This window comes from Pigmentiphaga litoralis, assembly GCF_013408655.1.
In the GTDB taxonomy this organism is placed as follows: domain Bacteria; phylum Pseudomonadota; class Gammaproteobacteria; order Burkholderiales; family Burkholderiaceae_B; genus Pigmentiphaga; species Pigmentiphaga litoralis_A.
In genome coordinates this window covers 1,597,749-1,618,456 of the sequence record NZ_JACCBP010000001.1, presented here as the reverse complement: position 1 = coordinate 1,618,456, position 20,708 = coordinate 1,597,749, and the positions used below count along the sequence as shown (strand labels likewise).

Annotated in this window: 15 protein-coding genes and 1 tRNA gene; 8 read left to right on the top strand and 8 right to left on the bottom strand. The window is 62.8% G+C overall.

All coding sequences use genetic code 11. The features are described from left to right. Positions 1-264: 264 nt before the first annotated feature. The 6 genes from HD883_RS07180 to HD883_RS07155 all read right to left on the bottom strand — a co-directional run bounded on the left by HD883_RS07180 (position 265) and on the right by HD883_RS07155 (position 7,552). Positions 265-1,233 (bottom strand): glutathione S-transferase family protein, encoded by a 969-nt coding sequence (locus tag HD883_RS07180; protein WP_179586913.1) that lies wholly within the window; start codon positions 1,231-1,233, stop codon positions 265-267. Next, positions 1,221-2,366, bottom strand: coding sequence for an ATP-binding response regulator (locus HD883_RS07175; RefSeq protein ID WP_179586916.1), 1,146 nt, complete (start codon positions 2,364-2,366; stop codon positions 1,221-1,223). The genes HD883_RS07180 and HD883_RS07175 overlap by 13 nt, the downstream gene beginning before the upstream one ends. Positions 2,367-2,377: 11 nt before the next feature. Then, positions 2,378-2,998 (bottom strand): chemotaxis protein CheB, encoded by a 621-nt coding sequence (locus tag HD883_RS07170; protein WP_179586918.1) that lies wholly within the window; start codon positions 2,996-2,998, stop codon positions 2,378-2,380. Positions 2,999-3,001: 3 nt separating this feature from the next. Beyond that, entirely contained in the window at positions 3,002-3,826 is an 825-nt protein-coding gene (locus HD883_RS07165; RefSeq protein ID WP_179586920.1) for a CheR family methyltransferase, read from the bottom strand. Between the two features lie 20 nt (positions 3,827-3,846). Next, positions 3,847-7,026, bottom strand: coding sequence for a response regulator (locus HD883_RS07160; RefSeq protein WP_179586922.1), 3,180 nt, complete (start codon positions 7,024-7,026; stop codon positions 3,847-3,849). Positions 7,027-7,243: 217 nt separating this feature from the next. After that, entirely contained in the window at positions 7,244-7,552 is a 309-nt protein-coding gene (locus HD883_RS07155; protein WP_179586924.1) for a hypothetical protein, read from the bottom strand. Positions 7,553-7,701: 149 nt separating this feature from the next. On the opposite strand from HD883_RS07155, the gene HD883_RS07150 reads away from it, so the two are divergent. Next, the gene (locus tag HD883_RS07150; RefSeq protein WP_179586926.1) at positions 7,702-8,607 is read left to right on the top strand and encodes a LysR family transcriptional regulator; all 906 of its coding nucleotides are present in this window, start codon (positions 7,702-7,704) and stop codon (positions 8,605-8,607) included. Between the two features lie 6 nt (positions 8,608-8,613). Here the strand turns inward: HD883_RS07150 and HD883_RS07145 are convergent, their stop codons facing one another. Further along, positions 8,614-9,552 carry a YihY/virulence factor BrkB family protein gene (locus HD883_RS07145; RefSeq protein WP_179586928.1) on the bottom strand — a complete coding sequence of 313 codons (939 nt, stop codon included), beginning with the start codon at positions 9,550-9,552 and terminating at the stop codon, positions 8,614-8,616. 208 nt (positions 9,553-9,760) lie between these two features. On the opposite strand from HD883_RS07145, the gene HD883_RS07140 reads away from it, so the two are divergent. The 7 genes from HD883_RS07140 (at position 9,761) to HD883_RS07110 (ending at position 18,042) form a co-directional block, all read left to right on the top strand. Then, positions 9,761-10,345: an antibiotic biosynthesis monooxygenase gene (locus tag HD883_RS07140; RefSeq protein WP_179586930.1), complete on the top strand. Its 585-nt coding sequence runs from the start codon at positions 9,761-9,763 to the stop codon at positions 10,343-10,345. Positions 10,346-10,467: 122 nt separating this feature from the next. Then, complete coding sequence (locus tag HD883_RS07135) at positions 10,468-11,199, top strand: OmpW/AlkL family protein (protein WP_179586932.1); 732 nt, start codon at positions 10,468-10,470, stop codon at positions 11,197-11,199. 68 nt (positions 11,200-11,267) lie between these two features. Further along, on the top strand, positions 11,268-13,571 hold the full coding sequence (locus HD883_RS07130; protein ID WP_179586934.1) for an ABC transporter substrate-binding protein: 2,304 nt from the start codon (positions 11,268-11,270) through the stop codon (positions 13,569-13,571). After that, positions 13,568-14,545: an ABC transporter permease gene (locus tag HD883_RS07125; protein WP_179586936.1), complete on the top strand. Its 978-nt coding sequence runs from the start codon at positions 13,568-13,570 to the stop codon at positions 14,543-14,545. The genes HD883_RS07130 and HD883_RS07125 overlap by 4 nt, the downstream gene beginning before the upstream one ends. A 5-nt stretch (positions 14,546-14,550) precedes the next feature. Then, positions 14,551-16,020 carry an ABC transporter permease gene (locus tag HD883_RS07120; protein ID WP_179586938.1) on the top strand — a complete coding sequence of 490 codons (1,470 nt, stop codon included), beginning with the start codon at positions 14,551-14,553 and terminating at the stop codon, positions 16,018-16,020. Positions 16,021-16,025: 5 nt separating this feature from the next. Continuing rightward, positions 16,026-17,906 carry an ABC transporter ATP-binding protein gene (locus HD883_RS07115; protein WP_218863452.1) on the top strand — a complete coding sequence of 627 codons (1,881 nt, stop codon included), beginning with the start codon at positions 16,026-16,028 and terminating at the stop codon, positions 17,904-17,906. Positions 17,907-17,954: 48 nt separating this feature from the next. Beyond that, positions 17,955-18,042, top strand: a tRNA-Ser gene (locus HD883_RS07110). A gap of 1,787 nt (positions 18,043-19,829) precedes the next feature. On the opposite strand, the gene HD883_RS07105 is transcribed toward HD883_RS07110, so the two are convergent. Then, positions 19,830-20,330 carry a hypothetical protein gene (locus HD883_RS07105; protein ID WP_179586943.1) on the bottom strand — a complete coding sequence of 167 codons (501 nt, stop codon included), beginning with the start codon at positions 20,328-20,330 and terminating at the stop codon, positions 19,830-19,832. Positions 20,331-20,708: the final 378 nt, after the last annotated feature.

The following is a 20,708-nucleotide window of genomic DNA, read 5'->3' as shown; positions in this document are numbered from 1 at the left end:
CACGAAAGCGATGCAAAGCATCGTTTCGTTGCGGAACGTCATTGTTCCTACCGCCATGCCGCGGCAAGCAACGACCGTCATTGGCCGTCATTTACCACTAAGCAAAGCCTGTGCCATGTGTGAAACACGGCCTCGGAGCTGCAAAAAACCCTGTTAAATCAACGCCTTGATGAAGGTCATGGGGTCAGCGACCACCAAGCCCTTCGGCACGATCCAAGGGCATGACCCCACCCCAATCTTGTGCGCTGCACTAGAAGCGTGCGGCTAGCCCCGGCCGTGCGGCGCCATGAAATCCAGCAGCGGACCTGCCGGCACCACGGCGCTGGGATTCACGTTCGCGTGGCTCATGTAGTAGTGCCGCTTGATGTGATCGAAGTTTACCGTGCCGGCCACGCCCGGCAGCTGATACAGCTCGCGCGCATAGCCCCACAGGTTCGGATAATCGATCAGCCGGCGCAGGTTGCACTTGAAGTGACCCACATACACGGCGTCGAAGCGCACCAGCGTCGTGAACAGCCGCCAGTCGGCTTCGGTCAGCCGATCGCCCATCAGATAGCGCCGCGTGCCCAGGCGATCCTCCAGCCAGTCCAGCGTGTCGAACAACGGGAACACGGCGTCTTCATAGGCGGCCTGCGTGGTTGCAAAGCCCGCCTTGTAGACGCCATTGTTCAAGGTGTCGTAGACCCGCGCATTGACCGCGTCGATGTCAATGCGCAGGTCGGCCGGGTAGTAGTCGCCGGGCAGGGCGCCCAGTCCGTCGAACGCCGAGTTGAACATGCGGATGATGTCGGCCGACTCATTGCTGACGATGCTCTTGGTAAAGGTGTCCCACAGCACAGGCACCGTGGCCCGCGTCGTCACATCCAGGTCAGCCAGGGCATACAGGTCGTGTACGAAGCTCGCCTGGTTGACGTGGTCGGGCACCACGCCGGGCGCAGGCTCGAACGACCAGCCTTGCTTGCCCATCAGCCAGTGCGTGACCGACACCGGAATCATTGACTGCAGGCCCTTCAGCTCGCGAAAGATCAGCGTGCGGTGCGCCCAGGGGCAGGCCAGGCTCACGTACAGGTGATAACGGCCAGCCTCGGCAGCAAAGCCGCCGTTGCCGGTCGGGCCGGGGGCGCCATCGGCCGTGACCCAGTTGCGAAAGACCGCGTCCTTGCGCAAGAAGCGCCCACCCGCATCGGCGGGCGGCTCGTTTTCCTGCCAGACCCCGTTGATCAGAAGACCCATTGTTTTTCCGCCTGCGCAGGTTCGTCGACCGGGCCGTGGACGAAGTGCCGCGGCAAGTGGATGGTGAAGACCGTGTGGCCCGTGGTGTCGCTGCACACGCTCATTTCACCGTGGTGGCTGCGGACCAGTTCCTTGGCAATGTAGAGACCCAGGCCCAGCCCCTTGCCGCCGTCGCGACGGAACTTGGTGAAGTTGAAGGGCTGGAAGATATTGGCCTGGACCTCGGCCGGAATGGTGCCGGCATTGCGGATCGCGATCTTGACGCTGTCGGCGTCGGTGCCGTCCACCTTGACCGAGATGCCTTCGTCGGCGGTTCCATGCTGCAGGGCATTGCCCACCAGGTTGGACACTACCTGCGACAGGCGGTCGGCATCCCATTCGCCAAAGGTGTCGCCCGTGTAGGCCAGTTCGACGCGGCGTTCACCTTCGGGCAGCTCGAATTCTTCGACGATGTGTTCGCACAGCACGGTTAGGTCGATGCGTTCCGGGCTCAGTTCCAAGCGGCCGGACCGCACCCGCGCAATGTCCAGCAACTGGTCGACCATGCGCGACATGCGGCCGCCGCTGTTGCGGATGCGGGCCGCAGCCGTCTTGACGCGCGGCTCGGCCGACACCTGCAGCAGGACTTCGGCCGTGTTCACGATGGCCGACAGCGGATTGCGCAGATCATGGCCCAGCACGGCCACGAACATTTCGTTGGTGCGCAGCAATTGCGTCATGGTGTCGAGCTGTTCGGCCAGCTGCAGCTTCTGGTGCTGCAATTGGACGAACACTTCGATCTTGCTGCGCAGAATGTGCGGGTCGAACGGCTTGTACAGAAAGTCCACCGCGCCTGCTTCGTAGCCGCGGAAGGTGCGGTGCGTATTGCGGTCGGTGGCGGTCAGGAAGATGATCGGGACATGCCGGGTGCGCGGGCTGCCGCGCATGAACTCGGCCAGCTCGAACCCGTCCATGCCGGGCATCTGCACATCCACCAGCGCCAGCGCGACGTCGTTGTCGAGCAGCAGTTCGAGCGCTTCGGCGCCGGAATAGGCACGCAGCAGTTCCAGATCGGGGCGCGCAACAAGGGCTTCAAGCGCGACGATATTCTGTTCAATATCGTCGACGACCAGAATCTTGACGGTGCGGGACATCGTTTTCTCCATTAGCTCGCGGTCTGGCTGTCGACCGTTTCGGTCGAACGCCAGCCGCCCAGCCGGCGCGCCATGGCCGGCAACGTCAAGATTTCGTCAGCCGCGTTGCGCTCGATGGCGCTGCGCGGCATGGCTTCGGCAAAGGCCGTTGCCGGATCCTGCACCCAGGTCACTCCACCGGCCGAACGGATCGCGGCCAGTCCGGCCGCGCCGTCGGCGTTGGCGCCGGTCAGCAGCAGTCCCAGGGCCCGGTCACCTACGCTCCAGGCTACCGACTCGAACAGCACGTCGATGGATGGGCGCGAATAATTGACAGGGTCATCCATGGACAACGAGAACGCGCCATCGGTTTCCACCTGGAGATGATAATCCGGGGGCGCGAAATAAATGTGGCCACTACGTACCGGTTCCTTGTCGACCGCTTCGCTCACCGGCAGCGCGCACCGTTCGCTGAAAATCTGCGTCAGCAGGCTTTCGCGATCGGCCACGATGTGCAGGACAACGATCACCGCGGGGGCAAAGTCCGGGGGCAGGGCGGGCAGCAGCAGGCCCAGCGCTTCGACCCCGCCGGCCGACGCGCCGATCACCACTGTCGTGACGCGCGAAGGAATGCCGCTTTCAATAGGCGTCATGGCTCATCTTTTCTGAAATATCCGGTCGTGGGGCACGAAGTCTTCGAAGTCTTCCGCACAGGCGCCAAACCGCAGGCTTTCCTTGCTGCCCAGCCCCAGGAAGCCGCGGCGGATCAGCGCGTCCTTGAACAGCGTCACGGCGCGGTCCTGCAGATCGTGGTTGAAGTAGATCAGCACGTTGCGGCACGACACCATGTGCACTTCCGAAAACACGCTGTCGGTGGCCAGGCTGTGGTTGGCGAAGACCATCTGCGACTTCAGGCCGCGCGCGAACGACGCCGCGCCATAGGCCGCGTGGTAGTAGTCCGACAGCGACCGTTTGCCGCCCGCCGCCAGGTAGTTCTTGCTGAAGCCGGCGATCCGGTCGGTCGGGTAGATGCCCGCCTCGGCCAGGCGCAGGGCTTCGGGATTGATGTCGGTGGCATAGAACAAGGTGCGGTTGGCCAGGCCTTCTTCTTCCATCAGGATCGCCAGCGACCACAGTTCCTCGCCCGAGCTGCAGCCCGCCACCCAGATCTTGACCGACGGATAGGTGTGCAGGATGGGCACCACCTTGTCGCGGATCGCCTTGAAGTAGCTGGGATCGCGAAACATCTCGCTGACCTGCACCGTCAGGAACTGCAGCATCTGCGGAAACACATCGGGATCGTGCAGCACCCGGTCCTGCAGCTGCGACAGCGACCGGCACCGGAAGTAGGTCAGTGCCTGGGCCATGCGCCGGCGCAGCGACGACGCCGAATAATTCCGGAAGTCGTGCTGGTACTTGTGATAGATCGCCTCCAGCAGCAGCCTGAGCTCAAGGTCGAAATCGGCGTGGTTGATCGGCATGGGATCGGCAGGCCCGAGGTTTATTGCGGCAGCCAGACGCGGCACAACGACAACAGCTTGTCGACGTCCAGCGGCTTGGAAATGTAGTCGTTCGCGCCCGCATCCAGGCAGCGCTGGCGGTCCGCCGGCATCGCTTTGGCGGTCAGCGCAATGATCGGCAGCTTCTTGAATTCGCTGCGCTTGCGGATCTCCTGCATGGCGGCAATACCGTCCATCTCGGGCATCATGATGTCCATCAGCACCAGGTCGATGTGCTGATGGCGGGCCAGCACGTTCAGGGCCTCGCGGCCATTGCGCGCGATTTCCAGATGCGCGCCCAGCGGCTCGATCACCTGCGACAGTGCAAAGATATTGCGCACGTCGTCTTCGGCCAACAAAATCCGGCGCCCTTCGAATGCCGAGTCGCGCTTGCGCGCTTCCTTCAGCATGCGCTGCTGTTCGACCGGCAGGTCCGATTCCACGCTGTGCAGGAACAGGGTGACTTCATCCAGCAGCCGTTCCGGCGACCGCGCGCCCTTGATGATGATGGACTTGGAATAGCGGCGCAGGCGCTGTTCCTCGTCTGACGTCAATGAACGGCCCGTGTAGACGATGACCGGCGGGAAGCTGTGCTCGGGGTTGTCGCCCACCTGTTCCAGCAGGTCGTAACCCGACCCGTCGGGCAGCACCAGGTCCATCACCATGCAATCGTAGGTCTTGCTGCGCAGGCGTTCCAGCGCATCGGCCACGGTGCCCACGCCTTCCAGTTCCACGTCCTGGGTCTGCAGCAGCAGCTGGATGTTCTCGCGCAGCGCCGGGTCATCCTCGACCACCAGAATGCGGCGCATGCGCTGGCGCAGCTTGGCTTCCAGCGACAGGATGGCCTGGGCCAGTTCGTCGCGTGCCGACGGCTTGAAGGTGTAGCCGATGGCGCCCAGCAGCAGGGCGGTTTCGGTATGGTCGGCCACCGACACCACATGGATGGGCAGGTGACGCGTGGCCGGGTCCCGCTTCAGGCGTTCCAGCACCAGCAGGCCGGAATTGTCGGGCAGGCCCATATCGAGCAGGATGCCGCTGGGGCGCATGGTCTGCGCCAGTCGGATGCCTTCGGCCGCCGTGTTGGCGTGGACGCAGTCAAAATCCAGTTCGTGCGCCAGGTCATACAGGATCCGCGCAAAGTCGGGATCGTCTTCAATGACCAAAATCAGGCGCGATCCGCGCGTCAGGTTGTTGCGGTCATCGGCAATGTCGTCGGGCGCCACCACGACCGGCAGCGGGTCTGACGCCGTCGTAAGAGGGCGCGGCTGCGACGCGGGGGCGTGCACACCCACCGACGACGTGGTCGTGGCGCGGGGGCGGGCAGACGGCGCCGGTGTGCTGGCCGGTGCGGCATGCGTGGCGGGAGCTGCCTTGAGCTCCGCCGGGTTCGATGCCTCGGCGCGAATCGCCACCGTCAACGAGAAGGTGCTGCCCTGGCCCGGCGCGCTGGTCACCGTGATTTCGCCGCCCAGCAGGTGAGCGAATTCGCGCGAAATCGACAGCCCCAGGCCACTGCCGCCGTACTTGCGGCTGGTCGTGCCATCGGCCTGGCGGAAGGCTTCGAAGATCACGTCCTGCTGCGCCGCCGGAATGCCGATGCCGGAGTCGATCACGTCGAAGCGTACGTTATCGGCGTCCACGGCCGACGCACGCAGCACCACTTCGCCCGTGTCGGTGAACTTGAACGCGTTGGACAGCAAGTTCTTCAGGATCTGCTGCAGGCGCTGATTGTCCGTCACCAGCACTTCCGGCGCGTTGTCGGTTTTTTCGATCCGCAGCCCAAGCTTCTTTTGCGTGGCCACTGGCTGGAAGGATTGCTGCAGCGATGACAGCACCGTGCTCAACGCGATCGGTTCCGGCGTGATCTCGATGTGGCCGGCCTCGACCTTGGACAGGTCCAGAATGTCGTTGATCAACACCAGCAGGTCGGTATTGGACGAATAGATGGTGCTGGCGTAGCGCACCTGCTCGCTCGTCAGGTTGCCGTCCTTGTTGTCGGCCAGCAGCTTGGACAGGATCAGCGAACTGTTCAGCGGCGTTCGCAATTCGTGCGACATGTTCGCCAGGAATTCCGACTTGTACTGATTCGCCCGTTCCAGCGTGTCGGCGTTTTCGGCCAGCCGCTTTTGCGCTTCGATCAGGTGCCGCTTCTGGCGCTCCAGGCTTTGCGTGTGTTCTTCCAGCTGCACATTGGTCTGTTCCAGCTCGGCCTGCTGCGTTTCCAGGCGGGCTTGCGAATCCATCAGCGCGCGGCTGCGTTCTTCCAGTTCCTCGTTCGACACACGCAGTTCTTCCTGCTGGACCTGCAGCTCCTCGCTCTGGCGCTGCGTTTCTTCCAGCAGTTCTTCCTGACGGGTGCGGTACACCGCCGACCGCAAGGCCGCGCCGATGCTTTCGGCCGACGACTCCACGACTTCCAGTTCATCCTTCAGGTCGGCCTTGGCGGTCATGAAGCCCAGTTCGACGGCGCCCACCACGCGGCCATCGGCCGTCAACGGTGCGATCAGCACGCGCGCGGGCGTTGCTTCGCCCAGCGCGCTGCCCACCTTCAGGTAGCCGGCCGGCAGGTTGTCCACCACCGCCGCCTTGCGGTCGGCCACCACCTGGCCCAACAGGCCTTCCCCCACACGCACGTTGGCGGGGGCGGCATCGTCGTCAGGCAAGGCCCACGCACCCGCGCGGCGCAGCACCTGGCCTTCCAGCACATACAGCGCACCGACCTTGGCATCCAGGTATTTGGACATGGTGCCGAGCACCTTGCCGGCGATGTCCTTGGCCGTCAGCTCCCCCTGCATGTCCTGGCTGAACAGCATGCGGCCTTGCTGGATCCACGCAAGCCGGCGCAGCGTCGCGCTCGACGTGATGTACAGATGGGCCACGAACGCCAGCGACCAGGCCGTCAGGGCACCCATGACGCGATTGATGGCGGGATTCCAGGCGTTGCTCAACGTCACGTTGGGCGAGATGAAATAGCCGATCAGCAGCAGCAGGCTGGCCGACGCGGCCACGTAAAACGGCGTGTAGCGGTCCGACGACAGCAGGCAGACGATCACCGGCGCCAGATAGAAGATCCAGACCGCGATCCCCAGCGGCGTGGCCGCATCGGCGGCGAATACCGCGCCCAGCATGGCCAGGATGATGAAATACAGGTGCAGCGGCTTCAGGTGACGCGAGGGATTCATAGTCAGGGACGACGCAGCGGGAAGGACAGCAGCAATGGATACGCCGCGCGCGCGAGAACCCTGTAGCAACTCTAGAGCAGTTGCCCAGGCCGGCAGCGCGGTTACGGGACGCTACGCATTGTATCGGCCGAATCCTCACGTGGGGCGCTGCCGGCCCAGGAGCAGGTAACCGAACGCAATTACTGTTTCTGCGGCGGCTACATCTGCCGGTTACGTGTCAGTGGGCTTCGCCGGCCTCGGTAAAGATGTGTCGGCTGGCCGCAAGCAGGTCCGCGCGGGGCGCGCCCAGCTGGATCGCCAGGCTCACCTGGAGCGGCACATATTTGGTCGCCGAGACCAGTACCGGCTGATCGCTGGATTGGCCGGGCCAGACAATCGCCAGACAGTGTGCATGATGCGGCGCGCTGCCGTTGTATTTGCTGACCACGGCGCCGGTTCGCATTTCCACCGCGGTCCCGGCCCGGTGATCGATTTCAAACTGCGGCAGGCCGCCGAGAAACTGGATATAAGGATGCAGCTCGGCCATGGTATCCCCCTGTGATTTCGATAATCCATGCTACTACTGCCTAGCCACTGATATCTATTGCATGGCCGTGCGATGTGTGTCGGAATACGGCGCAGTTGCCATCCCTTGTCGCGCAGCGGCATTAACGTTATCCGCAGGAATGTGTTGGCATGAATTTGCGCCAGATGGAAGTGTTCAGAGCCGTGATGCTGACCGGTGCAGTCGGCCGCGCGGCCGAGTTTCTGCACGTCTCGCAGCCTGCCGTCAGCAAGGTGTTGGCCAGCGCCGAAGAACGCACCGGCCTGCGCCTGTTCGACCGGGTCAAGGGCCGCCTGATTCCGACCGAAGATGCCAAGCGTCTGTACGCCGAAGTCGCGCACCTGTGGGAGAAGGTCGAAAAGATCCGCATGCTGTCGCATGATCTGGCCAATCCGGTCAGCCGCCGCCTGTCGGTCGTGACGTCACCCAGCCTGGGCGTGAGCCTGTTGCCCCGACTGATCGCCGACCTGCAGGCGCAGGAACCCGACCTCATGACCCGTGTCGATTTCCACGTGGGCGGAGACCTCGACCAAAGCGTGCTGGACCAGAACGCGGACCTGGCCGTCACGTCGCTGCCGATCGACCATCCGAATGTCTCGACGCTGGCGCGTTATGAATGCGCGCTGGTTTGCGTGATGCATCCGGACCATCCGCTGGCGGCCAAGCGGGTGATCGTGCCGGCCGACCTGATCGGCCACAAGCTGATCGAATTTCCGCACACGCTGTTCTATGGGCTGAGCCAGGCGCAGGTGTACGAAAAGGCATTGGACCGGCTGGACGTCAGCGTCGAAGTGCACGCCAGCCACAGCGCCTGCTGGTTTGCGTCCGCTGGGACGGGGGTGGCGGTGGTGGATGCCCTGACAGTGGCGGGCGATGCCTTTCCGGGCCTCGTCGTGAAGCCCTACAAGGTTGCGGCCAAGGTCAAGGTGCAGATCGTCCACAGCATGTTCTGTCCGCCCTCGCGGGCCGGCATGAGCTTTGTGTCCGCCTTCGACAAGCGGTGGAAGACCATGGTCAAGGGCGCCAAGGCCGCCTGACCGGTGTCAGGTCGCCGCGTGCTGCCCGGGGGGCGTGCGCTGGTCGGGCGGATGTTCCGGCGCTTCGTGCTGTTTGCTGCCGAAGGTCAGCGCATATTGGCGGGTAAATGCGGCGCCGAAAAAGAAAATCTGGGCGGAATAATAGATCCACAAAATCAGCGCAATGACCGACCCCGCCGCGCCATATGACGACGCGATCGATCCCTGACCCAGATAGATACCGATCAGCACCTTGCCGACGGTAAACAGCGCGGCTGTGACCAACGCGCCGGAAATCACATCGGACCAGGCAATACGGGTACTCGGCAGCATTTTGAATACCACCGAAAACAGCGTCACCACGACCCCGAACGCAAAGACATTCGAAATCACGCGCGCCGTCACGGCGTAGGCCGACCCCAGCCACATATCGCCCCAGTAATTCTGCAAGGCCGCCAGGCCCGCATCCACCACCAGCGACATCAACAGGAACAGCGCCAGCACGAGCACCAGGCCGAACGACAGCACGCGGGTGCGCATCAGTCCCCAGGCGCCTGATTTGCGGCCCGGTTCCACATCCCACAGTTCATCCAGGCTTTCCTTCAATTCATTGAAGGCGGTCGTTGAAGAAAATATCAGCAGGCCAGCCGAGATCATCGCGGCGATCAGGCCGTTGTCCGAATGCTTGGCGCTGGCCAGTACCGTCTGGATGACTTCGGCTCCCTCCGTGCCCAGCAATCCCCGCATTTCGTTGACCAGCTGCGAGCGCACCGCCTCGTCGCCAAAAAAGAAACCGGCCACCGCAATCACCAGCAGCAGGGTGGGCGCCAGGGAAAAGACCATATACAGCGCCAACGCGGCGCCCTTGCTGGAAGCGCGGTGGGACGACCACCGTTCCGCGGCATCCAGGAACAATTTGACGGCGACGTTCTGGCGGATCTTGTCGATCCAGGGGGGCAGGTTCATTGGGCAGTGGAAAGCGTGGGGGTGTTGTTATTTTCAGCGTAGCGGGGGGATGCGTCAGCAGCAAAAACAATCCGACGCAATTGGCGATTGCCAGCAGCGGGGGTTTTTGATTCAATCGATTCACCAGTCCTTACCCCGGATTGGGTGGACCGTCCTACCCGGACTGCGCGCCACAGCCCCCGACGCCCCACCCCTGGAGTCCCCCGCCATGACGTTCCCGCCCTCGGCCACGCCGCCCGTCACGCTGCTCGTCACCCGCACGATCCTTCCCGAACGCTACGACCAGTTCCGCACCTGGATGCAGGAAGGCGAAGACCTGGCCGCGTCGTTTCCGGGGTATCTGGGTTCGGGCGTGCTGGCGCCGCCCCCGGGGGGCAACGAATTCCAGATGGTCTACCGGTTTGCCGACGAACGGCAGCTTGCTGCCTGGGCCAATTCGCCGGAACGCCAGGCCTGGCTGCGGCGCGGCGAAGGCCTGGTGCGGACCAGCCGCGTGCGCCGCGCCATGGGACTGGAAACCTGGTTCGGCGCCGGCCAGCGGCCACCGCGCTGGAAGCAGGCAATCACGATCTGGATTGGCTACTTTCCAGTGTCGCTGATCTTCGCCATTTTCCTGGCCGAACCGCTGGGCGCCTTGCCGCTCTTCTGGCGCGTCCTGGTCAGTACCGCGCTGCTGACGCCGGTCATGGTCTTCGGGCTGATCCCGCTCGTTTCCAAGGTGCTGCGTAACTGGCTCGACCCGGAAGCGTCAAGGGCCGATTCCTCGGAAAACAACGGCATACGCGCAAGCTGAGGTTAGTAAGGGATCGCACTAGTCCTTGTTTAAGCCATTTGGAGTAAAACGGTCCTACGAGCTTCGTGGTACGACCTGTCCTGGCGTGTCCGAAGTCGCCATCTTCGTGATCAAGGACCACCATGAAAGTACTGACTGGGATAATGGGCGCGGCAATGATGCTGGCGGGGGCGTCGGCATATGCAGATCAGGCCGGATCCATTGTTTTGGGGGCAGGTTGGTACAGGCTCAGCCCGCAGGAAAAAGGCGAGCCGCTGCGTATCACGTCACCTTCGGCAATCGCGGGCGAAGTCCCGAATACCGGGTCCAGCGTCGGCAATGCCAACACGCTGGGTCTGACGGTCGAATACTTCATCACCAATCAGGTCGCGGTCGAAGCCGTGTTCGGCATTCCGCCGCGCTATCACTTGCAAGGCGCCAAGGCGCTCGAGCCAGTGGGCGAATTGGGGTCGGCCAAGCAATACAGTCCGTCGGTGCTGCTGCGTTATCACTTCGGTGAACCATCGCAACGCCTGCGGCCATTCGTTGGCCTGGGCATCAGCCGCGTCTGGTACGGCAACGTGACCCTGACGGACCGTTTCCAGGGCGTGCTGTCCAGCCGCTATACAGGCGGCGCCACCACGGCGGGCCGCACCGAAGCCGACATCGACAGCAAGTTCGTTCCGGTCTTCAACATCGGTGCCGGCTACAAGATCACCGACCGCTGGGGCGTGGGTGTGTCGATGTCCTATCTGCCGCTGCGGACCACGATCAACCTCAAGACCACGCTGCCGACCGGCGCCGTGATCGCGAGCGAAACCAAGACCCGGCTCAACCCGATCGTGACCGTGGTCGGCGTGACCTACTCGTTCTGAGGCAAACAGCCGCGTCATCGGCCCGGATTTTGCTATTCTTCCCCTCAGCTCACACGGGGAGAGGGTCGATGCGCTTGACGCGCGCTTGTGGTGCAACAACGAACGCTCGTGGGGCGTGGTCCGGCATACGACGCCTTGTCCTGGTGGCTAGCCTGGCTGCTGTCGCTGTCGCCGGGGTGGCCTGTTCATCGGGCGACCCCGACGAGCGAACCCCGCTCAACAGCCCCTACACCGCCGACGCCCAGCGCGAGAATGCGATGTACACCGCATTCACGCAGCGCTCTCCCAAGTACCTCGATCCCACCAGTTCGTATTCGGTCGACGAGACGCCCTATACCTACAACATCTACGAAACGCTTTACGGCTACCACTACCTGAAGCGGCCGTACCAGCTGACCCCGCGCGCCGCGCGCGAGGTCGTCGAGCCCACCTACCTCGATGCCCAGGGCAAGCCGCTGCCGGCCGACGTGCCCGGCGATCAGGTCGCGCAAAGCGTGTATGACATTCCGATCAAGCCGGGCATCCGCTTCCAGCCGCATCCGGCCTTTGCCGTCGACGCGCAGGGCAAGGATGTCTATCGGCATCTGACCGCCGCCGACCTCGAAGACAAGTACGGCGTCCCGGACTTTCCCCAGACCGGCACGCGCGAAATGACAGCGGACGATTATGTCTATGCCATCCGGCGGCTGGCCACGACCCGCGTCACGTCGCCGATCTATGCGCACATGACCGACTACATCGTCGGCCTGAAAGAGTATGGCGATCGCCTGCGCGTGATCGACAAGGAGATGCGCAAGGGCCTGGACCCCACCAACCGCGACCTGCCGTGGCTGGACCTGCGCCAGTACGCGTTCGAAGGCGCCGAGGCGCTGGACCCGCATACCCTGCGCATCCGCATCAAGGGCAAGTATCCGCAGTTCAAGTACTGGCTGGCGATGACCTTCTTTTCGCCGATCCCCTGGGAAGCGGACCAGTTCTACAACCAGCCCGGCATGGCGGCCAAGAACCTGACGTTGAATTACTGGCCGGTTGGCACCGGCCCGTACATGCTGACGGAATACAAGGAAAACCGGCGGCACGTGCTGTCTCGCAATCCCAATTACCGGGGCGAGCCGTATCCCTGCGACGGGTCGGACGAAGACCGCGCGCAAGGGCTGCTGGCCGATTGCGGCAAGCCCACGCCGTTCATCGACCGCATTGTCTTCAACATCGAAAAGGAAGGGGTGCCGCTGCAGGGCAAGTTCATGCAGGGCTACTACGATGTGCCGCAAGCGGATCGCGGCGAATACGGCGTGGCCTATCTGGTGGCGATCGGCGATTCCAAGGAAAAGGCGGCGCTGTTCGCGGACCGCGCTATCCGGCTGCCGACCACGGTCGAAACCCAGAACTGGTATATGGGCTTCAACTGGAAAGATCCGGTGGTGGGGAAGGGCGAGACGCCCGAGCAGCAGGAACGCAACCGCAAGCTGCGCCAGGCCATCAGCATTGCCGTGGACTGGGAAGAGTACGTTACCATCTTTGAAAACAGCCAGGCGCAGGTCGCGCATGGCCCGTTGCCGCCGGGGCTGCTCGGCTATCGCGACGTGCCCGCGGGCGCCAATCCTGTCGTGTATGACATCGACGGCAGCAGCGTCAAGCGCAAATCGCTGGATGTGGCCAAACAGCTGCTTGCCGAGGCAGGCTATCCGGCCGGCCGCAATGCCGTCACCGGGCAGCCCCTGGTCCTGAACTATGACGCGATGGGCGGTGTGTCGCCGGCCGCGCGATCGCAGTTCGACTGGATGGTGCGCCAATACGCCAAGCTGGGCATCCAGCTCGAAATCCGCACCACCGACTACAACCGTTTCCAGGACAAGATGCTGCGCGGGGTGGCCCAGATCTACCTGTGGGGCTGGAACGCGGACTATCCCGATGCCGAAAACTTCCTGTTCCTGCTCTATGGGCCCAATGGCAAGGCCACGTCGGGCGGCGAAAACGCGTCCAACTACGCCAACCCCGAATTCGACAAGCTTTTCGAGCAGATGAAGTTCCTGGACGATGGTCCGGAAAAGGAGAAGATCATCGAACGCATGACCGCCATCGTGCAGCAGGACGCACCCTGGATGTTCGGCTACTTTCCGAAGTCGGGCGGCGCCTACCACCAGTGGGTGGGGAACGGGAAGCCGACCCAGATGATCCGCAACAACCTTCAATACATGAAGCTCGATCCGGTGCTGCGTGCGCGCAAGATCGACGAATGGAACCGGCCGGTATGGTGGCCGCTGATCCTGGTGGTGGCCGTGCTGGCCCTGATGATCGTGCCAGCCGTGCGCATGCTGCGGCGGCGTGAAGGCGCCACCGCGCTGCACACGGGCGAGGAGGGCCAGCCATGACCGCGTACATCATTCGCCGTGTGCTGTACGGGGCGCTGATCCTGGTCGGCGTCAACCTGTTCACCTTTCTTTTGTTCTTTGCGGTGAACACACCCGATGACATGGCGCGGCTGTCGATCGGCGGTCGCCGGGTCAGCGCCGATGCCATCGAAAAGTGGAAGGTCGAGCGCGGCTACGACAAGCCGATGCTGATCAACCGCCAGGCCGACGGCGTCAAGAAGGTGACCGACACCATCTTTTTCGAACGGTCGGTCAAGCTGTTCGCGCTGGACTTTGGCGCGTCCGATGCCGGGCGCGATATCGGCCACGAAGTCCGGCAACGCGCCGGGCCCAGCCTGGCGCTGGCCTTGCCGACCTTCATATTGGGCTTGATCGCCAGCGTGGCGTTTTCCTTGATGCTGGTGTTCTTCAGGGGGACCTATCTGGACTTCTGGGGCGTGGTGCTGTGCGTGGCCATGCTGTCCATCTCGTCATTGTTCTACATCATTGCGGGGCAGTTCCTGTTTTCCAAAACGCTGCGGCTGGTGCCCCTGTCGGGCTATGCGGCGGGGCTGGACGCCTTGCGCTTTTTGGCCTTGCCCGTGCTGGTCGCCTTGATCGCACGGCTGGGACCGGAAGCCCGCTTCTATCGCGCCTTGTTCCTTGAAGAAGTCGGCAAGGACTACGTGCGCACGGCGCGCGCCAAGGGCCTGTCGGAACGGCTGGTGCTGTTCCACCATGTGCTGCGCAACGCCATGCTGCCCATCCTGACCAGCACTATCGCGACCATCCCGCTGCTGTTCATGGGCAGCCTGATCGCCGAGTCTTTCTTCGGCATTCCGGGCCTGGGCAGCTTCACGATGGACGCGATCAACGCACAGGACTTTGCCATCGTCCGGGCCATGGTGTTCATCGGTTCGGTCCTTTACATCATCGGCCTGATCCTTGCCGATATTTCCTACACGCTCGCGGACCCCCGCGTGCGGTTCGAGTAAACGGCATGCCCAAGATCGTTCTGCTGTGGACCGACATCGCCCTGTTCCTGCTGCTGGTGGCAGTGGCCTTTTACGCGTGGCGCGCCTATCGGTCGCCCAATCTGCGCGCCACGTGGGGCAGGGTGGCGCAAGATACGCCCGCCATGTGCGCGGCGGTTGTGCTGGGCGCGTTCGTGCTGATCGGCGTGCTGGACTCGCTGCACTATCGCCCGCTGCTTGAAGCCGTCAAGGTGGAAGGCGCCAAGGGCGGCACGTCGGCGCGCGCCTATGCGCCGGTGACCAAGTCCGTGCTCGACGCGCTGCTTGAAAAACCGGTGGCCGGACGCGAAAAGACCTACTCCGCGCCGCTGGCCGTGCGCCAGTTCAACAAGGAATCGGTGCTGGTCAACGGCCAGCCGGTGCGCGACTTTCCGCGGCTTCGTTTTGGCGGCGCGCACCTGAAAGATCCGGACGCGCAGTGGCTGGGCGACGTGCTCCGGCGTGGCCTGACGGGGCTCGTCGGCGGCGCGTTGGTGGCCTTTGTGGCGTGCCTGCTGGTCGGCGCGGCCATCTCGCATGTGCGGGGCCTGACGCCGCGGGCCACGTGGGACGCCATCGCCGAACGCCGCACGCCGGTGCCGTGGCGCGCCATGATGATCACCTTCGGGGTCCTGTGTCTGCTGACCGGCGTGGCGGCGTCGCTGTCCACCGGCTATCACGTCATGGGCACCGACAGCACCGGGAACGACGTGCTGGTGCAGACCATCAAGAGCTTCCGGACGGCACTGATCATCGGCAGCCTGACCACCCTGGCAACCCTGCCGCTGGCCCTGTCGCTGGGCATCATGGCGGGCTACTTCAAGGGCTGGGTCGACGACCTGATCCAGTACGTCTACACCACGCTCACCTCCATTCCCGGCGTGCTGCTGATCGCGGCCTGCGTGCTGATGGTGCAGGTCTTCATCGACAACAATCCCGAGATGTTCGCCACCGGGGCCGAACGCGCCGACCTGCGTCTGTTTCTGCTCTGCATTATCCTGGGCGTGACGGGCTGGGCAGGGCTGTGCCGGCTGCTGCGGGCCGAGACACTCAAGCTGCGCGAGCTGGATTATGTGCAGGCCGCGCGGGCCTTTGGCGTATCCAACGCGCGCATCATGATCCGGCACCTGCTGCCCAACGTGATGCACATCGTGCTGATTACCGTCGTCCTGGAATTTTCCACCCTGGTGCTGTACGAGGCCGTCCTGTCCTACCTGGGGGTGGGTGTCGATCCGTCCATGAATTCGTTCGGGTCGATGATCAACCTCGCGCGGCTGGAAATGTCGCGTGACCCCATGATCTGGTGGAACCTGCTGTCCGCCTTCGTCTTCATGCTGGCACTTGTGCTGTCGGCCAACCTGTTTGCGGATGCCGTCCGGGAAGCCTTCGATCCCCGCGCGCGCGCCTTCCGCCCCTCGTGGGCTCGCAAGCGCGTCACCCGGACGGTCCGCCCATGAACGCCATGATCCAAGATTCCCCCTTGCTGGATGTGAACGACCTGAGCGTGGTGCTCGATAGCGACCATGGCCTGGTTCACGCCGTCGACGCCTTGCGGTTGACGATTGCCGAAGGCAAGACCTTCGCGCTGGTGGGCGAGTCCGGCTGTGGCAAGAGCATGACCGCGCTGGCCCTGCTGCGCCTGTTGCCCGACGCCGGCCGCATCGTGGGCGGCCAGACCCGCCTGCGCGATGTCGACGTCAACCGCCTGCCCGAATACGAGATGCGCAAGGTGCGCGGCGGCAAGATCGGCATCATCTTCCAGGAACCCGCCACCAGCCTGAACCCCGTCATGCGGGTGGGCGACCAGATCGTCGAAACCATCCATACGCATACCGCACTTCGCGGTTCCGCGGCGCGCGAAAAGGCCATCGACTGGCTGCGCCGCGTCGGCATTCCCGAACCCGAACGGCGGATCGACGACTACCCCTTCCAGCTGTCAGGCGGGCAGAAACAGCGCGTCATGATCGCCATTGCGCTGGCTGCCGAACCCGACGTCCTGATCGCCGACGAACCCACTACCGCGCTCGATGTCACCATCCAGGCGCAGGTGCTCAACCTGCTGGGCGACCTGCAGCGCGAACTGGGCATGGCGATGCTGCTCATCACCCACGACCTGGGCGTCGTGCGCAACATGGCCCACCACGTCGCGCTGATGTATGCCGGCCAGATCGTTGAAACCGCGCCGGCTGACACCTTCTTCAACCACCCGCGTCACCCGTATGCGCGCCTGTTGTTCGCCGCCTTGCCCGGCATGGACCGCCGCGGCGAAAAGCTCGCCGCCATTCCCGGCACCGTTCCGCCGTTGAACCAGATCTTTACCGGCTGCCGCTTTGCCGACCGATGCCCCGCGCACCAGAGCATCTGCGACGCCGCGCCGCCGCCCCTGATCTGGACCGACGCGCAGCACGGCGTGCGGTGCGTACGCATCGACGCCATCGAAGCCTCCGCCGCGCAGGACGCTTCCGGCAAGGAAATCGTTGACGCCGTCCACGTTCCCGAACCCGCACCCCTGGTCATGCCAGCCTCGGCCAGCATGCCCCTGCTGGTGGTTCGCGACCTGAAGGTCTACTTCCCGATCCGCAAAGGCCTGCTGCGCCGGACCGTCGGCGTCGTCAAAGCCGTTGACGGCATCAACTTCTCGCTTGCCGCAGGCCGCACCCTGGCCCTGGTAGGCGAGTCAGGCTGTGGCAAGACCACCACCGGCAAGGCATTGCTGCGCCTGCTCGATGGCAATGCCGACATCACCGGGCAGGCCACCTGGGAAGGCCGCGACCTGCTGAGCGCCCGGCCCGCCGCACTGCGCACCTTGCGGCGCGACATCCAGATCATCTTCCAGGATCCCTTTGCGTCCCTGAATCCGCGCATGCGCGTCGGCGACATCCTCGACGAAGGCCTTGCGTCATTGCATCCCGAACAGGATTTGCCTGAGCGCCAGACCCGCGTCGCCCGCCTGCTCGACCAGGTCGGCCTGCGCAAAGACGCCGTCAACCGGTATCCGCATGAATTTTCAGGCGGCCAGCGCCAGCGGATCGCCATCGCCCGCGCCCTGGCCGTTGAGCCCAGATTGATGGTGTGCGACGAACCCACCTCGGCGCTGGACGTGTCGGTCCAGGCCCAGATCCTGAATCTGCTGCACGATCTGCAGGCCGAACTGGGCATGGCCTACCTGTTCATCACGCATAACTTTGGCGTGGTCGAATACCTGGCCGACGACATCGCCGTGATGCAGGGCGGCCGCATCGTCGAAGCCGGCTCCGCCGAGCAGGTCCTGCGCGACGCCCGCCACGACTACACCCGCAAATTGCTCTCCGCCGTCCCGCGCTTCGAGGCAAGCGTCGCCTGAAATCGGCTATCATTACGCGCTCGGCGCCCCAGTGCGCCGACGTGAAATGGGTGTGTGGCCGAGTGGTTGAAGGCACCAGTCTTGAAAACTGGCGAACGGCAACGTTTCGTGAGTTCGAATCTCACCGCACCCGCCAATATTCCCGTTGTAAATCAAGTACTTGAAGCCGCTGCCCCCAGCGGCTTTTTTACTTCCAGGGTTGGTAGGTCCACAGCTTGTGCCGTAAACGTGACGTTGTTTGCGTGCGCGGCTAAGTGGCTGCGACCCAGGTGTCGGGTGTCAGCTTGACCATGATCTCGCCGCGGCAGTCTTGGTCAGTATGGCCGACGTCGTTAGCCAAGCGGACGCTGCTGTCGAATCCGTGCCCACTGCGGCTGTACACCTCGATCGAATAGCCTTCCTGCGGTACGAAGGCTAGGCATGTGCCAATGACAAGTGAGTCGCGGTATCAGACCGTTTGCCCTTCGCCTTCAGGCAAAATGACGTGCGGGTCGAAGCAGGATGCGCCGGCCGACTTGTACTGCAGGAGGATGGCCCGTGGCTCCACGCCTTACCTTGAAATAAACATTAGCGAGTGGGTTGATCGACATAGACGCCTCCGTCGTTCGCGCTGGGCGGCAGTTGGATGAAGTGGGGGCAGCCTTCGGCCCTCATGCCCCAGCTCGATGTGGAGTGGTACGGGCCGACGCAATCGCGGGCGTATGCGGCTTTGTTGAGCCACAGGTATGCGCAGCGAGCAAAGTGATAAGCGCGGTACAAACTTCGCTTGGCAATGTCAATCTGCGTACCCACCGGGATGTCCAACAGCCGCGTGAGCCCGCGAAAGGAGATGGCGGTGGCTCGTATCATGCTGCGACTTTCTGAATTGCTGCTTCCCAGGTGAGGTTGACACGGGTGAGCGCTTTGGACATGAATGGGCAGACGCTGTTGCCGCACATGTGCACCTGGGCGCTCTCGATGAGCGACAGGCCTTGTAACGGTCGTCGCCGATGCTGTAGGTGTCAGGGAAGCCCCGGGGCGGGGAACAACTCGCGTGGCATGAGCATGCGCAAGCCGATGTCCACGATCTGATAGTCCTGGCCGTGCACTGTCACAAGGCCGAAGCGGTCGCGCGCGGTCACCGTGCCAGCGGGCCGTGGATCTGTGGTGCTTGGCCTGTGCGGTAATACGCCATCAGGAAGGCACACACCTTGGCATGGTGATTGCCGCCTGCGCTGACGGTGTGGAACGGCGCGTCTACGGGCAGCCCGTCCGGCCTGGCGCCCAGCAATTCGGCAATGCGGCTAGTGACCAGCGCTGCTTTTCCGCCGCCCTCTGCCGTGACCTTGCCGAGTGCGTCATCTTGCCAAGTGGTCGATGCTGGCGCCCATGGCACACAGCAAATGTGCTGTCACTAGTGAGTGATGATCGATCGCGGTTACGGTCCCGATTGGGTCGTCCAAGTCCGTACCGACAATGCCGGTCTAGTGCCTTGGCAGGATGGCGCCGACCACGCCCATGGCGCCACCGGTACCGGCCGGTCACTGTTACCGCCGCTGGCGGTGATGGTGTGCACAGGCTGATAAGCCATGCTGCCAATGCTGTTCTGGCGGAATAGCTGACCACGACTTAAGGCTAAGGCGCCATCGCCTACGACCACTCGACTTCGGTATTGCCTCGTTAGAATGCGCGACTGCAGATACGCTTACCGAGGCTTGGCACAAAGTCCGGCTGTGAGCAAATAAGGGAAGAGTAAAGGCGTTGCTGTTCTAGATCGCAAATGGATCGGCTCGGTAGAATTCGACGTACTGCTAGAGCATTTGCGCAGCAGTGGAACTGCTTATAGCAGACCGTCCAGCGCATACGAGTTGGGGATGCTGTTATGTGTGAGCTTGAATTGGCGAAAAAATAGCCGAGGGAAATTGTCGTCTTCGTTGCTCGTCTTCAGACGTCGGCACTCTGCTTCGGGAAGTCGATATCTCTTTGCCCAAAGCCGAACTGTGCAGCCGTTCTCCGGCCCCAAGTAAAACGTTTCGGATCGACGGCTCTTCCTTCTGCTGCGTCTTGCTCGTCTTGGCACAACTGACTTAGCCCATGAAGGCTCGGTGGTTCATCACCTGAAACCTTGAAGAACTCGGTTCGCAACTCTGGGATGCTGTTGGCCACTGGAGTTTTAGCTAAGATGTCGCAGAATCTACCCGCCAGCTCTTTATGTTTGGCGGCAAGTCCCGAGCAATCGATCACGATGGTTGCGATCGTGAACCCGGCGCTCAGCATCGCAATACTCCATGTAAACCAATTAACGTCAAAACCAAGTGACGCTAGTGCCAGCAGCGATACCGCCTTCGAAAAGCCCTCTACGCAACGGAAGAAAAACTCACGCTTACGATGGTAGTTAATGCTAATACGAAGGTCATATTCAAGCTCGCTGGCTGGGTCTGACATCACTTTCCTTTGTTTGAAGGATCTTTTTTGTCTCCGCCTCCAGTTGGATCAGTTCTTCTGGGCTGGGTTCTGAAGATCGTGTTCGAATTAACGACGTGGCCATCGGTCGTATCCTTACGTTGGATTTTGTTTACAGTCACGTCCCCATGCTGGGACGGCTTCGGTCTTGTAGGCTTCGAGTTATCAGAATTGCTCATGTGTACCCCGTGTGAAGCTTATTGGTTTGAATGCAGCGTTTGAACGATCTGGAGTGTCAGCCTGAAGGTAAGACCACTTGATCAGTGTTAACGGCCAGTGTGGAGAACATAGTCGGCAAATATCGCTGCTGGTCGTCATTATCCGAGTACAGCTATCAATTTCCCAAGCGCTTTTTTAGCA